The following is a 14883-nucleotide window of genomic DNA, read 5'->3' on the forward strand; positions in this document are numbered from 1 at the left end:
GCGTCTTCTTCGAAGGCCAAGAAGGAAACCAACGGCGAGACCCTCGAGGCGGTCAAGGCCGTCGAGGAAACCGTCGCGGTCGAACTGACGGAGCCGACGGAGCCGACGAAGCCGACGGAGCCAACGAAGCCGATGGAGAGCGACGTGATCTCGGCGGACGCCAAGAAGTCCAGTGACGCCGTCGACCTCAACACGCTCTACCGCATGGACAGCAAGCAGCTGTCCAGTGCGGCCAAGACCCTCGGCATCGAGGGCGCCACCCACATGCGTAAGCAGGAGCTGATCTTCGAGATCATGAAGGCCGAGTCCGAGCAGAGCGGCCTCGTCTTCGCCGAGGGCGTGCTGCAGATCCTGCAGGACGGCTACGGCTTCCTTCGGCATCCGGACTACAACTACCTGCCCGGTCCCGATGACATCTACATCTCCCCCTCTCAGATCAAGCGCTTCGGCCTGACGACCGGCGATACGGTCTCCGGTCAGGTTCGCCCTCCGAAGGAGGACGAGAACTACTTCGCGCTGATCAAGGTCCTGGCCGTCAACTTCGACGACCCCGATCGGATCCGTGAGCGGATCTTCTTCGACAACCTCACGCCGCTCTACCCGGAAGAGCAACTGCACCTCGAGGTGGACGCCGGCAACGTCTCCGGCCGTATCATGGATCTGTTGACCCCGATCGGGAAGGGGCAACGCGGACTGATCGTCGCGCCGCCCCGCACCGGTAAGACCATGCTGCTACAGTCGTTGGCCAACTCGGTGACGGCCAACCATCCCGAGGCCTACCTGATCGTTCTGTTGATCGACGAACGACCGGAAGAGGTCACCGACATGCAGCGTTCGGTGAAGGGCGAGGTCGTGGCGTCAACCTTCGACGAGCCCGCGCAACAACATGTTCACGTGGCGGAGATGGTCATCGAGAAGGCCAAGCGTCTGGTCGAGCACGGCAAGGATGTCGTGATCCTCCTGGACAGCATCACCCGTCTTGCACGGGCCTACAACACGGTGCAGCCGCCGTCGGGCAAGGTCCTCTCCGGTGGTATCGACGCCAACGCGCTCCAGCGACCGAAGCGCTTCTTCGGCGCGGCGCGAAACCTGGAAGCGGGCGGATCGTTGACGATCTGCGCGACCGCGTTGATCGACACCGGCTCAAGAATGGACGACGTGATCTTCGAGGAGTTCAAGGGTACCGGCAACATGGAGATCATCCTCGATCGCAAACTGGTCGATCGCCGTGTCTTCCCCGCCATCGATATCGAACGCTCCGGAACCCGCAAGGAGGAACTCCTGCTGGGCGCCGAGACCCTCAACAAGGTCTGGATCCTGCGAAAGATCCTCAACCAGATGTCGATGGTCGAGGCCATGGAGCTGTTGATCGACAAGCTCGCCAAGACCGAATCCAACGAGGAGTTCCTGCGGATGATGCAGGCACCCACCTCCTAGCCGACGCTCCCCAGCTCCAGACGCTTGTGCCAGATCGGACTCAGCCCGTCCAGGAGGTCCTGCGTCTCCTGCTCGCCGCCCTCCCGATCGACGAGGGCCCGCGCCTCGCGCCGGGCCGTCTCCAGCAGCTCGGGCGCGCGCAGGATGTCCGCCAGGAACTGCAGGTCGCTGGCGCCATGTTGTTGCGTGCCGAAGACCGCCCCCGGACCGCGAATCTGCAGATCGCGTTCGGCGATACGAAAACCGTCCTGGGTCTCCGCCATGATCGACAGCCGCTCACGGGCCTCGACGCCCGGGTGGTCGCCACCCACCATCAACACGCAGAACGAACGGCTGGATCCCCTTCCGACACGACCCCGTAATTGGTGGAGCTGTGATAGTCCGAAGCGCTCGGCATGCTCGACGACCATCACCGTTGCGTTGGGGACATCGACACCGACCTCGATCACCGTCGTCGCCACCAGGATCTCCGTCGTCCCGTCGCGGAATGCCGTCATGACCTCGTCCTTCTCATCCGCCGCCATGCGACCGTGGAGTGTGGCGATCGACACCTTGCCGAGCGGTCCCCGCCGCAACTCGCGGGCCGTCGCCTCGACGGCCTTCAATTCACTACGGTCGTCTTCCTCGACCCGTGGCACGACGATGTAGACCTGCCGACCTTCGGCGATCTGCGACGCGATCCCCTCGAGGACCTTCGGTCGATCCTCCTCCAATCGAACCACGGTTCGGATCGGTGTCCGTCCGGGGGGCAGTTCGTCGATGACCGAGATATCCAGGTCGCCATACAACGTCAACGCCAACGATCGCGGGATCGGTGTCGCCGTCATCACCAGCAGGTCGGGCTCGCCACCCTTCCCCGTCAGCGCCGCGCGCTGGCGAACGCCGAACCTGTGTTGCTCGTCGATGACGGCCAACCCCAGATTCTGAAACTCCAACCCCTCGACGAACAGTGCGTGGGTGCCCACCACCAGCCGAGCGACACCGTCGGCAATCTTGGCCCGTGCCGCTCGTCGGCCGGCAGCCTTCAGCGAACCGCTGACGAAGACGATCTCGACATCCAACTCACTGTCCGCCAGCAGCTTGTGGAGGTTCCGGAAGTGTTGCTCGGCGAGGATCTCGGTCGGCGCCATCAGTGCGCCCTGGAATCCGTTGTCGACCGCAACCAGCAACGCCAGGAAGGCGACGATCGTCTTGCCCGAGCCCACGTCCCCCTGCAACAACCGATGCATCGGATGCGGACGACGAAGATCGGCGCCGATCTCCTGCAGGACCCGCTTCTGGGCGTCGGTCAACTTGAACGGCAACAGCCGGGCCAGTCGGCCCCGTAGGGCGTCGGTCACCTCGTAGGCAATCCCGCGCTTCCGTTCGCAGACACCGATCTGTCGCAACCGCAACGCCGCCTGCAAGAGGAACGCCTCCTCGAAGGCGAGCGCCCGCTGGGCCTCGGTCGAGTGATCGTCGAGACGGAGCATCGGCGTGTCCGCGTCCGGAAAGTGGATCTGGCGGATCGCCCGACCACGACCCCACACACCCGCGCGACGTCGGATCTCATCGGGGACACGATCGGGGAGCCCATCCGCGTCGAGGGAGTCCAGCACCCGATGGACCATGTGGCGGAGAGCCTTGGAGGTCAGCGTGCCGAGCTTGCGATAGACCGGCACGATGCGCCCGGTGTGGATCCCCCGCTCGGTCTCGTCGGCCTCGTCGTCCAGCTTCTCGTAGTCGGGGTTCTCGAGGATCGGATCCTTGTAACGACCCTTGCTGGCACGACAGAAGACCAGCAGGCGATCGTCCTCCTTGATGACGCGCGCGAGGAAGGGCTGGTTGTACCAGACGGCACGTCGCTTGCCGGACTCGTCCTCCAGCATGGCCTCGAAGATGCTGAACCCGCGACGACGGGTTCGGATCAACTTGGTGCTTGCCACGACCACGGAGAGCGTCGCCGGCGGACCGTCCACGACCAGACCGGACAGCGTTTCGAATCGACGGCGATCCTCGTAACGAAACGGGAGGTAGAGCAAGAGGTCCTCGACGGTCTCGAGGCCCGCAGCGCCGACGGCCTTCACCTGTCGGTACGGTAGACCGATCTCCTTACCCAGATTCTCCAGCCTGGACTCGCCGCGAAGCACGATGCCCGACTCAGGCGCCCGCGTAGAGCGCGTACAGCACCGTCAGCGCCCAGAGGATGACTGTCGCGACCATGCCGGCGTCTCGAGTCACGATCTCCGTGGGATTCTCTCCCTGGTCACGTTGGTGGGCCAGGTACAGATAGCGAAAGATGCCGAACAGCACGAACGGGACGGTGGCGCCCATCCACGGCGAGCCGATCCGCGCCGTCACCTCGTCGGAGAACGCGTAGAGCGCATAGGCCAGCACCGTACAGGCGGTCACCGTCGCGATCATCTGGTCCAAAAACGGCAGCGAGTACTCACGCAGGATCGGTCGTTGGTCCGACGCGTCCATTCCCTGAAGCGCCACCAACTCCTGACGGCGCTTGACAAAGCCGAGGAACATCGCCACCAGCCCCGTGCAGAGCAACAGCCAATGGGAGAGCTTGACGTCGATGAGCACCGCCCCGGCCCAGGCCCGCAGCAGGAATCCCGTGGCAACGACCATGACGTCGACGATGACGACACGCTTCAGCCAGGTGGAGTAGGCCAGGTTCAACAACAGGTAGGCGACCGCGACGTAGGTAAATCGCAGGCTGAGCCAACCGGCGCCGACCAGCGCGACCAGCGTCAGCGCGAAGACCGCCACCTGTGCCATCGGCACCGATAGTCGCCCCGCGGCGATCGGTCGATGCCGCTTGACGGGATGGGCACGATCCTTCTCACGATCGACCAGATCGTTGAGCAGATAGACGCCGGAGGTCAGCGCGCAGAAGACGACAAAACCCATTGCGACAAGACTCAGGTACGGGGTCGTCGTCAGTTCGCGGGCGAAGACAAGCGGCGCGAAGATGAAGATGTTCTTCGTCCAATGACGTGGCCGCATTCCCCGCCAGAGTTCGATCAACACGGATGCCTGCGTCGGTGCGTTCGCGGTCATGATGTGAGATCGACTCCTTCTTGCTGGCCGCCGTTATGATAGAACAGCCTCCATCTTGATGACGAAGCAATCCTCTTCGCGGCAGGGCGCGCTGTTTGCCGATCCGCAACCGATTCGCGTGGATGTCGTCATCCCGGCGTTTAACGAGGAGCAGGCGATCGGCCGGGTCCTCGTCGATCTCCCGAATCACACCCTCCGCCAACGGATCGTGGTGGACAACGGCTCCACCGACCGGACCGCCAACGTGGCCAGGGAGCATGGCGGTGCCGTCATCCACGAGGAACAACGCGGGTACGGAAGCGCCTGCCTGGCCGGCTTGGCCTACATCCGCGATCGCCCGCCCCACCCCGACATTGTCGTCTTCATCGACGGCGACCACTCCGATCATCCACAACAGCTCGAGTCGCTATTGAAGCCGATCCTGGATGACGAGGCCGACCTGGTGATCGGGTCGCGGACCCTCGGCGAGGCGGAGCCCGGAGCCCTGCTCCCACAGGCGCGCTTCGGCAACTGGCTGGCGACGTTCCTGATCCGTCACCTGTACGGTGTCTCGATGACCGACCTGGGTCCGTTCCGCGCCATCCGCTGGAAGGCCCTCGAAGCTCTGGAGATGCGGGATCGGGATTTCGGCTGGACGGTGGAGATGCAGGTCAAGGCCGCGCGCCGCGGTCTGGGTTACGCCGAGGTCCCCGTCTCGTATCGTCGGCGGGTCGGTCAGTCAAAGATTACCGGGACCCTCTCGGGGACCGTGCGGGCCGGCATCAAGATCCTCTACACGATCTTCCGGCAGCGGGTCTAGACGTCGTCGTCGTCTGCGCCGTGGGCGGTCTTCAGTTCCAGGATCTCCATTCGCTTGAGACCGCTGGGGATCTGGATCTCGACCTCGTCGCCCTCTTCTTTACCCAGCAACGCCTTGCCGATGGGTGAGGCGACCGACAGCAGCCCTTTATCGAGATCCGCCAACTCCGGGAACACCAGCTGGTAGGTACTCTCCTCCTGGGTGTCCAGGTCTTCCACCGTCAACGTCGATCCCAGTCCGACCTTGCCCTCGGGGATGGCGCTCACGGTCAATGAACTGACCGCCGACAGCCGCTCACGAAGTTGACCGATCCGTGCCCGCACGAAGGACTGCCGTTCCAGCGCGGCGTGGTATTCCGCGTTCTCCTTGAGATCCCCCATGGCAACCGCCGTCTTGATCTCGCGGGGCAGCTCGATGCGCAGCTCGTGCTCGAGGGGGCGCAGTTCCGATTCGAGCTTCTCGATGATCTTTCGCATCGTCGTCCCATCCTGTCGGTGGTTCGGGGTGACCGGGCCCACAATCTACCGCTAACGGCGATTACAGACAATGTACCCCCATGCTCCGCTGAACGCCGCTTTGAGCGACCGCTTTCGTTGACACCGGAGCCGCCTCTCTCTACCATGACTGTCATGGAGATGCGCAAAATCAAGTTTGTAGTAATCGGCGCCGGGGTTTTCCTCTCCCTGGCATTCCTGATCATGGTCGGCATGAATCGCCCCGGCGGTATGGCCTACTACATGACCGTCACCGAGTATCTCGCCGAGGGCGCCACGGAGAGCGACTTTCGCGTGAACGGAAAGGTCGTCGAGGGCTCCATCGAACGGTTCACTTCGGGTCAGGATGTGCGTTTTACGATGACCGACGGCGTCAGCGTCATGACGGTCAGCTACCACGGGATCATTCCCGATACGTTCGTCGATCGAGCCGACGTGGTCGTGCAGGGTTCGATGAGCGACCAGAACGAGTTCGACGCCCACAAGCTGTTGGCCAAGTGTCCCTCCAAGTACGAAGTGTCGGACGAGTACACGACACCGGAAGATTACGAACCCGAGGTCCTCGCTCCCGAGGCTGTCGACGTCTCCCAATTACAGCCCTAGGATCCTGAAACCTTGCGCGACCTGACGATCTATCTCGGTCACTATGGTCTGGCGTTCGCGCTGGTCTCGACGATCTGGGCCACCATCGCCTCCGTCCTCAGCGCGTCGACGTCGCGCCCCGCACTCCAACGCAGCGCCGAACGGGCATTGATCGCCGCGGCCTCCCTGTGTACCGTCGCGGCCTTCTGCCTGATCGCCGGCTATCTCGCCAACGACTTCCGCCTGGACGTCGTCTACGGTTACTCCAACACCTCCCAGGCGTTGCCCTACAAGATCGGCGCCCTTTGGGGCAGCCAGGCCGGCAGCCTACTCCTGTGGGTCGTCATCCTCGGTGTGATGGGGTGGGTGATGGTCGCCACCAATCGTCACCGCAACCGTGCGCTGATGCCCTGGGCCACCGCCGTCGTCGCCGTCATCATGGCCTTCTTCCTCTATCTTCTTAATTTCATCGAGCCGCCGTTCGCCATGAGCGACGCCTTTCGACCGGACGGCGTCGGTCTCAACCCGCAGCTGAAGAACTACTGGATGATGATCCACCCACCGACCCTCTACATGGGTTACGTGGCGTTCACCATTCCGTTCGCGTTCGGTGTCGCCGCGTTGATCACGCGACGGACCGGCGATCTCTGGTTCCGCACCACGCGTCGCTGGACACTGATGGCGTGGTTCTTCCTGGGTACCGGCGTGCTGCTTGGCTCCTACTGGGCCTACATCGAACTGGGCTGGGGTGGCTACTGGGCCTGGGATCCCGTAGAGAACGCCTCGTTGATGCCCTGGCTGACCGGCACCGCGTTCCTGCACTCGGTGATGATCCAGGAAAAGAAAGGCATGCTGAAGGTCTGGAACGTCCTTCTGGTGATGCTGACCTTCTGTCTCTCGATCTTCGGGACCTTCCTGACCCGTAGCGGGATCATCAGCTCGGTCCATTCGTTCACCACGTCGGGCATCGGCCCCGCGTTCGGTTGGTTCCTGATCCTGCTGTTCGTCGGGTCGCTCGTGCTGTTGATCGTGCGACTGCCCGACCTCCGCAGCGAGGGACGACTGGAATCGGTGATGTCCCGCGAGTCGACGTTCCTGTTCAACAACCTCGTGCTGGTCGGGATCGCCGTGACCGTCCTGTTGCTGACGACCTTCCCGATGATCTCCGAGGCGGTCACCGGCCGGAAGGTCACGATGGGTCCGCCGATCTTCAACCTGGTCAACATCCCCTGGGCCCTGGCCCTGCTGACGCTGACGGGGATCGGACCGCTGATCGCGTGGCGCAAGACCAGCCGCGGCAATCTCTCGCGAAACTTCCGCTGGCCCGTGATCATCGGCATGCTCGGTCTTGCGTTCTCCGTCATCGTGGAACGGGCGGCGTTCGGTCGCGCGGCTCGCGAGATCGGCGGTGCTATCGCGTCGGCCGACGTCTATCTGGTCTTCGACGAGCTGAAGGGCTTCTACCCGGCCCTGACCTACGCCATCGGCATCTTCGTCGTCGCCACCGTGGTGCAGGAGTACTTGCGTGGCCTGCGTGTGCGTCGGAAGCGTTACGACGAGACGCCGTGGACGGCCCTGCGGGCGATGATCATGGCCAACCAGCGTCGTTACGGTGGCTACATCGTCCACGTCGGCATGGTCCTGGTCTTCATCGGCATCGCCGCGTCGTCGGCCCACCAGCAGGAGATCCGACGAGAGCTCGAGATCGGCGAGGCGTTGGCCATCGAGGATTACCTCATGCGGTACGACAGCCTCCATCTCGAGGTGGTCGACGACCACATCGGTGCCGTCGCCGAGGTGACGTTGTTCGACCGGAACGACGGAACACTGATCGGGTCGCTCCATTCGTCGCAGCGCTTCCATCCCAATATGCAGATCCCCGAGCTACGCGAGGCGTTCCTGACGGTCCGCGCCCTGGGTGAGGCAGGCTCGGATCGATACCAGGAAGGCGTCCATGCGCTTTACTCGCTGATCGCAGAACTCGAACAGCGCGTCAGACGCGAGGTCAAGACACCGTCCACCGAGGTCGGTATCTATCGCACGCTGTCCCCTCTGGCCGGCACCCGGATCGCCGAGGACTTCTACGTGATCCCGTTGTGGGTCGATCCCGGCAGCGGTCGTGCAAGCTTCCGTGTCTTCGTCAATCCGCTGGTCAACTTCCTCTGGCTCGGTGGGCTCGTGTTTATTCTGGGCGCGATCGTGACCGTCCTTCCCGACGCTCGCGAGAAGAAGCGACTGGAAGCCGCCATGGAGCTCGAAGACCGTGCGGTGGCCTAGAGGACTCGCCATCGGCGTGGTCTTGCTGCTGATCGGCCTGACCTCGGCCCAGACACCGGAGATCGACACCCACTTCCAGGAGGCCAGCGAAACCATCCTCTGCGACTGCGGCTGCCATCCGCAGTCGGTGGATGCCTGCTCCTGTGGCCGTGCCGCCGAGATGCGTGGCGAGATGCGCGAGATGGCGGGCGGCGGCATGACCGGCGACGAGATCATCGAGCACTACGTCGAGCTCAACGGCGACCAGATCCGTATCGCTCCGGTCGCAACCGGATTCAACCTGATCCCCTGGCTGCTGCCGCTTGTGTTGTTGCTGGGTTCGGGTTCGATCCTGATCGTGGTCATCCGCAAGATGCAACGCCGAACTGTCGCGACACCCTCCGGCCCTCAGCAGGAGGTCCTCGCGTTACCCGATGAGGACGATCCCTACATGAAGCGACTGCGTGACGCGGTCAAGGATGCCGAATGAGCCCGACCGTCATAATTTTCTTGCTCGTGCTCTTCCTCGTGGTCGCGCTCTACGTCGTGCAACCGCTCCTCCGAGGCGGTCGACCGCGCTCGGCCATCGATGCCGAGCGGCTGTCCCAGGCCCGAACGCTGGAGTCCCGGCAGGCGATGCTCGTCGCGTCGATCCGCGACCTGGAAGACGACCTGGCCGGCGACAAGATCGACAAGGCGGACCACGACACCCTCCACGCGCAGCTGACTCGGGAGACCCTGGAGGTCATGCGTGAGCTGGATCAGCTACAGGCGCAGCATGCGGTGGAAGTGGAGAAGCGGACCCGTACCCTCCCCCACCCCGGCGCGACGTCCAGCGAAACGTGATCATCGAGGCCCAGGGCCTCCGCCGGGACTATGGCTCACGTCGCGCGCTCGACAACGTGGGGTTCACGCTCTCGCCCGGTCACGCGCTGGCGGTCTTCGGACCCAACGGAGCCGGCAAGACGACCCTGCTACGACTGCTGACCCTGGCGCTCCGTCCCCGCTCGGGCGAGTTACGTCTGTTCGGGTTGGACGCCCGCAAGGATGCCGCCAGGATCCGACCGCGGATCGGGCTGCTCTCCCATCAGACGCTGCTCTACGACGAGCTGACGGCGGTCGAGAACCTTCGTTTCTTCGGGACGATCTACGGGACCCGCGATCTCTCGACCCGCATCCCGCAGTTGCTCGAAACGGTCGGCCTGACGTTACGCGCCGAGGATCCCGTCGCCGGCTACTCCCGCGGTATGCTACAGCGGCTGTCGATCGCCCGCGCGTTGATCCATCGTCCCGATCTCTTACTCCTGGACGAGCCGTTCACCGGCCTCGACCCGGCCGCCGCAGCCAGCATGAGCCGACTGCTGCTTGACTATGTCAGAGAGGGCGGCTCGATGGTGATGGTCGGGCACGATCTCGACAAGGGCAAGGAGCTCTGCGACCAGTTCCTGTTCCTCCGTCGCGGTCGTCTGGACCTGCAGGGCCAGGGCGACGACGCGGCCTACGAAGAGCTTCGCAGGCGGCTGCACGCCGGGAGTCCCGCCTGATGCACGAGCTCCGCTGCATCTGGACCATCGCCCGCAAGGATCTGCTGACAGAGTGGCGAACCCTCGACCGGACGGTCGGCTCGTTGGTCTTCGCCCTGATCGTTCTGGTCGTCTTTCAATTTGCGTTCGCGCTGGGCGACGCCTCCCCCACGACGCAGGAGCAACTCCTTCCCGGAGTGCTCTGGACCCTGATAGCGTTCATGACCGTCGTTGCCCTCTCGCGATCGATGTTGATGGAACGACGCCGGGACACCCTCCTGGCGTTGGCCGTCAGCCCCGCCGCCGGGACGGCGGTCTATCTGGGCAAGCTGGTGGCCGGCCTGGTACAGCTGACGGTCTTGCTGGCCGTCACCATGCCGCTGGCGGCGCTGCTCTACGACTACCCCCTCGCGGCCCATCTGGGCCCGCTTGTCGGCGTGATCGCGCTGCACGGCTTCGGGTTCACCGTCCTGGGGACGCTGTTTTCCGGCGTGGTGGCCCGTCTGGACCGTGGTGAGGCGCTCCTGGCCACCCTGTTGTTCCCCGCCATCACCCCGCTGCTGCTCTCGGGCATCCGCTGCACGGGGGCCGTCCTCTCCGGCGACGCCCTCGAAACCTACCAACACTGGCTCCTTATGGGCGCCGGATTCGATATGCTCTACGTGTTCGTCGCCCTGGCGACCTTCGAGTTCATTCTCCAGGACTGAGTCGAGGCCATCGTGAAATCCAATCGCTATGTCGCGCTGTACTCTCTGTGGGCCGTCACCACGGTCACGATGATCTACGCGCTCTGGCAGGTCTTCGTACTTGCGCCGGAAGAGAAGGTCATGGGCGCCGTCCAGAAGGTGTTCTACTTCCACGTCGCGTCGGCGATGATGATCTACCTCGGCGTGTTCGTCATGATCGTGGGATCGATCGCCTACCTGTGGACCCGTCGCCAGGTCTTCGAGAACATGTCACGGGCCGCCACCGAGTCCGCGTTACTGTTCGCCACTATCGTGCTGATCACCGGTCCGATCTGGGCCCGCCCCGCATGGGGAACCTGGTGGACCTGGGAGGCCCGACTCACCACAACGCTGGTGTTGTGGATCCTGTTGGTCGCCGCACTGATGGTGCGGCGTTACGCCGGGGACGACGATCTTGGTGCCCGTCTCGCGGCGGTGGTCGGGATCGTTGCCGGTGTCGATGTCTTCGTCATCCGTAAGGCGGTGGAATGGTGGCGTGGCCAGCATCCGACGGTGTTCGGTCCCAACCAGCGTGAGGGATTGGCCACGGAGATGCAGTATCCGTTCGTCATGTCGATCCTGGCGATGTTGTTGTTGTTCTGTTTACTTGTCTGGATGCGGTCGCGCACGCTATCGATACGCCAACGACTGGCGGCGTGTGTCGAGCAGCTCGACGAGCGAGGTTAACGTGAAGACCTATTCATTCCTGTTCTGGGCGTACGCGACGTTCTGGCTGTTGCTGGCGGGCTATCTGCTGCTGGCGCTGTCCGGCATGAAGAAGGTCGATCGTCGGCTTGGTGAGATCGAATCCAGGCTGGAGAGCTCGGACTCCCACTAGAGATCCGACATCTCGTAGCCACCCAGATCGCAAGCGGCCAACCGCCGACGATGCCGATCGAACTGTTCCGCCAGGCTCGAGCCGACCCGGTCGGGATCCAGTAGCCACATCCGATAGCCGGCACGCACGTCGGCATACTGTCGATCGCTGACCGCCTGCTGGCGCAGCAACCCGTCCCGGGCCGACTGCAACGCGCTGAGCCGTCGAGGATCGACCCTTGAAGGCGGCACGCCACCGCCCGTGGTCAGCAACTCCCACAGCCCCTCGCGGACGGCCAGGTATCCCTCGAACTCGAAGGCGACCCGTTGGTCCTCCGTCGCATCCGCGGCCGGTGGCACGCGGACGATCGCGGGTCCGCCCGGCGTCTCTGCGACCGGCGAAGCCCGAGGCGCCTCCCGCGCGTCAACCAGCGCCTGATAGCGATGCGCCATCATGCCCAGGGCAATGACCGCACCGATGCCGAATACGCTAAGGAAGATCAGCGTCCGCGATTGCGGAGATAGACCACGTAAGGACACGTCGGAAATATAGGCCGGAGACGGCCCGGAGCAAAGCGGCCGCTAACTGCTGAGCGGCAGCAGATTCAGAAGCTCGCGGATCTTCGGCTCTAGCGCCCGTCGCGGGGTCTTGCCGTTGAAGGTGTCCCGGATCCGGCCGTCGCCGTCCACCAGCAGGGCCATCGGCAGGCCCGGCGGACGGTACAACTCGTAGGCCTCGCCGTCGTCGACCAGGTTGGAGTAGATCATCTCGTGCTGCTTTGCGAAGGCTCGCAGCACCGACTCGCTCTCGTCGGAGATGGCCAGGATATGAAGTCCGTCCTCGCCGTACTGGGTGTGGAGATCGTTGAGGAGCGGGATCTCCTCTCTACACGGCGGGCACCAGGTGGCCCAGAAGACGATCAACCGCACGTCGCCCGTCGTGTCGACGAGCTGCACGACGTTGCCATCCAGATCGCGGACACGGAAGTCCGGCGCGATGGCGAACTCACCGCTCTTGGTCATGCCGGGCGCCGAGGCCAGCGAGCCCGCGTCGAAGTCCGACGCGGCCGTGCCGCAGCCTGCGACGAGCAGGAGCAGCGGAAGGAAGGAGACTGCCGTCCAGAAGCATCGAGATCTGTGGGACATCATGCGGGCCATCACTCCTCCTTGCCGTCATCCTCTCGGGAGGCGATCAGGCGTCCATCTATGGTATCAAGCTACGTCGTGGACGGCACATCGTGCCTCATCTGGAGAACCCGTTGCCCCCCCGTTTTGTTCCAGGATCGTGGACGCTTCTCATCGTCGTCGTCCTCCTCTTTTCCGGCCCCGTCGTCGCCGGAGCAGACCCCGCGGTCGGTCACCCGGCCACCGCCCCGGCAGGCATGGTCGTGGCCCCGGAGCTCCACGCCGCCGAGGTCGGCCGCCGTGTCCTGCGAGAGGGTGGCAACGCCATCGACGCCGCCGTCGCCTCGTCGTTTATGCTCTCGGTGACCTATCCGCTGGCCGCCCCCATCGGCGGTGGCGGCTTCCTGCTCTATCGGGACGAGAACGCCGACCATCACGCCCTGGATTTCCGCGAACGCGCCCCCAAGTCTCTGACGCCCGAGCTGTTTCTCGACGAGCAGGGTCAGGTGATCGCCGGTCTCAGTCTCGACAGCGGTCTCGCCGTGGGCGTGCCGGGCAGCGTCGCCGGCCTGTACGGGGCCCACCGTCGCTGGGGCAGCCGGCCGTGGAAGGCACTACTGCAGCCGGCCATCGATCTTGCAACCGAGGGCTTCGTCGTCGATCGCTTCCTGGCCGGGACACTCACGAAGAGCGTCACCCACCTGGAACGACACCGGGAAAACGATGCCCTGCTGCAACTGGATGAGGGGCAGACACTGACACAGCCCGATCTTGCACGGACGCTGCGTCGCATCCAACGACGGGGTCCCGACGGCTTTTACCGTGGGCCGGTGGCACGGGCGATCACACGAACGGTTCGGCGACACGGCGGCGTGATGCAAGCCGACGACCTTCGTGGTTACCGTGCGACGGAGCGTGAACCGCTGCGTGGAAGCTATCGCGGCTTCTCCATCGTGACCTTCCCTCCACCCAGCAGCGGTGGAGCGGTGTTGCTACAGATCCTCGGCATGCTGGAGCTGCAGGGTCCCCTCGCCGGCGTGGCGATCCACCCGCAGGTCGAGGCGTGTCGTCGTGCCTATGCCGATCGTGCCCGTTGGATGGGAGACCCCGACAGCTACGACGTCCCCCTGGCCGGGCTGACCGATCGCCGGTACCTGCAGGAACGGATCGCCGACATCGATCCCGTGAACGCGACGCCGTCGGATCGAGTGACCCATGGGGCGCCGATAGAAACTCCGCCCGGCGATGACGACGAGACCCTGCATCTGTCCATCACCGACGCCGAGGGGCGAGCGGTGGCCATGACCCTCACGCTCAACCGCTGGTATGGCACGGGCTTCGTCGCCGACGGCACGGGTGTCTTTCTCAACAACGAACTGGACGACTTCGCGCTGCAGCCCGGCGTGCCCAACCTCTACGGTCTTATCGGTGGCGAGGCCAACGCGGTGGCCGGCGGTCGTCGCCCGCTGTCGTCGATGACACCGGTCGTTGTCGAGGACGGCGATGAGCGGGTACGGATGGTCCTGGGAAGTCCCGGTGGCTCGCGGATCATCACCGCCGTGTTACAGGTGCTGTTGCGTCATCTCAGCGGTCAGCCGATCGAGGCTGCGGTCTCCGCCCAACGTTGGCACCACCAGTGGCTGCCGGATCAGCTGCAGATCGAGACGATGCCGCATGACGGCACGTCGATCCCGGACACACTCCTGCAAGATCTGCGAGACCGTGGCCATCAGATCGTGATCCGCGACACCAGCTTCGGCAGTGTCGGCGCCATCGTCCGCGACGCGGACGGTCGGTGGGTCGGCGCACCGGACCCACGTCGCGACGGCGTTGCCCGAGGTTATTGATGACGACACCCCGACGCCCGATCATCGCCGTCTTCGGTGGCTCCGCCGCGCAACCCGACGACCCGCTTTACCGGCGTGCCCGTTTGCTCGGGGAGGCGCTGACCGTCGGCGGATTCGCCGTTGCCAGCGGGGGCTATGGCGGCGTGATGGAGGCGGTCAGCCTGGGGGCCCACCAGGCCGGTGGCGAGGTTCACGGTGTCGGCTGTCATATCTTAACCCACCGCTCCCCCA

At 64.4% G+C, this 14883-nt stretch carries 17 protein-coding genes; 12 read left to right on the plus strand and 5 right to left on the minus strand.

Annotation, left to right across the window (positions count from 1 at the left end; translation table 11 throughout):
- The first annotated feature begins 204 nt into the window (after positions 1–204).
- Positions 205–1437: a transcription termination factor Rho gene (gene rho / locus OES25_08010; protein ID MDH3627586.1), complete on the plus strand. Its 1233-nt coding sequence runs from the start codon at positions 205–207 to the stop codon at positions 1435–1437.
- On the opposite strand, the gene recG is transcribed toward rho, so the two are convergent.
- Together recG and OES25_08020 are read right to left on the minus strand one after the other, a co-directional pair.
- Positions 1434–3566 carry an ATP-dependent DNA helicase RecG gene (recG, locus tag OES25_08015; protein ID MDH3627587.1) on the minus strand — a complete coding sequence of 711 codons (2133 nt, stop codon included), beginning with the start codon at positions 3564–3566 and terminating at the stop codon, positions 1434–1436. The two genes, rho and recG, sit on opposite strands and share 4 nt — an antisense overlap.
- A 10-nt stretch (positions 3567–3576) precedes the next feature.
- Positions 3577–4485, minus strand: coding sequence for a decaprenyl-phosphate phosphoribosyltransferase (locus OES25_08020; GenBank protein MDH3627588.1), 909 nt, complete (start codon positions 4483–4485; stop codon positions 3577–3579).
- 58 nt (positions 4486–4543) lie between these two features.
- Between OES25_08020 and OES25_08025 the strand changes: the two genes are divergently transcribed.
- Positions 4544–5284 carry a glycosyltransferase family 2 protein gene (locus OES25_08025; GenBank protein MDH3627589.1) on the plus strand — a complete coding sequence of 247 codons (741 nt, stop codon included), beginning with the start codon at positions 4544–4546 and terminating at the stop codon, positions 5282–5284.
- Here OES25_08025 and OES25_08030 read toward each other — a convergent pair.
- On the minus strand, positions 5281–5760 hold the full coding sequence (locus OES25_08030) for a transcription elongation factor GreA (GenBank protein MDH3627590.1): 480 nt from the start codon (positions 5758–5760) through the stop codon (positions 5281–5283). The two genes, OES25_08025 and OES25_08030, sit on opposite strands and share 4 nt — an antisense overlap.
- 153 nt (positions 5761–5913) lie before the next feature.
- Here OES25_08030 and OES25_08035 point away from each other — a divergent pair, with 153 nt between their 5' ends.
- From OES25_08035 to OES25_08070, 8 genes are read left to right on the plus strand one after another with little or no spacing between them, the layout of a single operon-like run.
- A complete protein-coding gene (locus tag OES25_08035; GenBank protein ID MDH3627591.1) occupies positions 5914–6381 on the plus strand; it encodes a cytochrome c maturation protein CcmE in 468 nt (155 codons plus the stop codon).
- Between the two features lie 12 nt (positions 6382–6393).
- On the plus strand, positions 6394–8637 hold the full coding sequence (locus OES25_08040; protein MDH3627592.1) for a heme lyase CcmF/NrfE family subunit: 2244 nt from the start codon (positions 6394–6396) through the stop codon (positions 8635–8637).
- Positions 8624–9106 carry a cytochrome c-type biogenesis protein CcmH gene (locus OES25_08045; GenBank protein MDH3627593.1) on the plus strand — a complete coding sequence of 161 codons (483 nt, stop codon included), beginning with the start codon at positions 8624–8626 and terminating at the stop codon, positions 9104–9106. Before OES25_08040 ends, OES25_08045 begins: the two co-directional genes overlap by 14 nt.
- On the plus strand, positions 9103–9462 hold the full coding sequence (locus tag OES25_08050) for a hypothetical protein (protein ID MDH3627594.1): 360 nt from the start codon (positions 9103–9105) through the stop codon (positions 9460–9462). Before OES25_08045 ends, OES25_08050 begins: the two co-directional genes overlap by 4 nt.
- A complete protein-coding gene (locus tag OES25_08055; protein MDH3627595.1) occupies positions 9459–10160 on the plus strand; it encodes an ABC transporter ATP-binding protein in 702 nt (233 codons plus the stop codon). The genes OES25_08050 and OES25_08055 overlap by 4 nt, the downstream gene beginning before the upstream one ends.
- Positions 10160–10846 (plus strand): heme exporter protein CcmB, encoded by a 687-nt coding sequence (locus OES25_08060; protein MDH3627596.1) that lies wholly within the window; start codon positions 10160–10162, stop codon positions 10844–10846. Before OES25_08055 ends, OES25_08060 begins: the two co-directional genes overlap by 1 nt.
- A gap of 12 nt (positions 10847–10858) precedes the next feature.
- On the plus strand, positions 10859–11551 hold the full coding sequence (locus OES25_08065) for a cytochrome c biogenesis protein (protein MDH3627597.1): 693 nt from the start codon (positions 10859–10861) through the stop codon (positions 11549–11551).
- Position 11552: 1 nt separating this feature from the next.
- The gene (locus OES25_08070) at positions 11553–11702 is read left to right on the plus strand and encodes a hypothetical protein (GenBank protein MDH3627598.1); all 150 of its coding nucleotides are present in this window, start codon (positions 11553–11555) and stop codon (positions 11700–11702) included.
- Here OES25_08070 and OES25_08075 read toward each other — a convergent pair.
- Complete coding sequence (locus OES25_08075; GenBank protein MDH3627599.1) at positions 11699–12220, minus strand: hypothetical protein; 522 nt, start codon at positions 12218–12220, stop codon at positions 11699–11701. The two genes, OES25_08070 and OES25_08075, sit on opposite strands and share 4 nt — an antisense overlap.
- Positions 12221–12262: 42 nt before the next feature.
- Positions 12263–12838 carry a TlpA family protein disulfide reductase gene (locus OES25_08080; protein MDH3627600.1) on the minus strand — a complete coding sequence of 192 codons (576 nt, stop codon included), beginning with the start codon at positions 12836–12838 and terminating at the stop codon, positions 12263–12265.
- A gap of 101 nt (positions 12839–12939) precedes the next feature.
- Between OES25_08080 and ggt the strand changes: the two genes are divergently transcribed.
- The gene (gene ggt, locus OES25_08085; protein ID MDH3627601.1) at positions 12940–14652 is read left to right on the plus strand and encodes a gamma-glutamyltransferase; all 1713 of its coding nucleotides are present in this window, start codon (positions 12940–12942) and stop codon (positions 14650–14652) included.
- The coding region (locus tag OES25_08090; GenBank protein ID MDH3627602.1) for a hypothetical protein at positions 14652–14883 on the plus strand (232 nt) is incomplete at its 3' end. The genes ggt and OES25_08090, both read left to right, overlap by 1 nt.

The sequence above is a fragment of the Acidobacteriota bacterium genome, from assembly GCA_029861955.1.
Taxonomy (GTDB): Bacteria; Acidobacteriota; Polarisedimenticolia; order Polarisedimenticolales; family Polarisedimenticolaceae; genus JAOTYK01.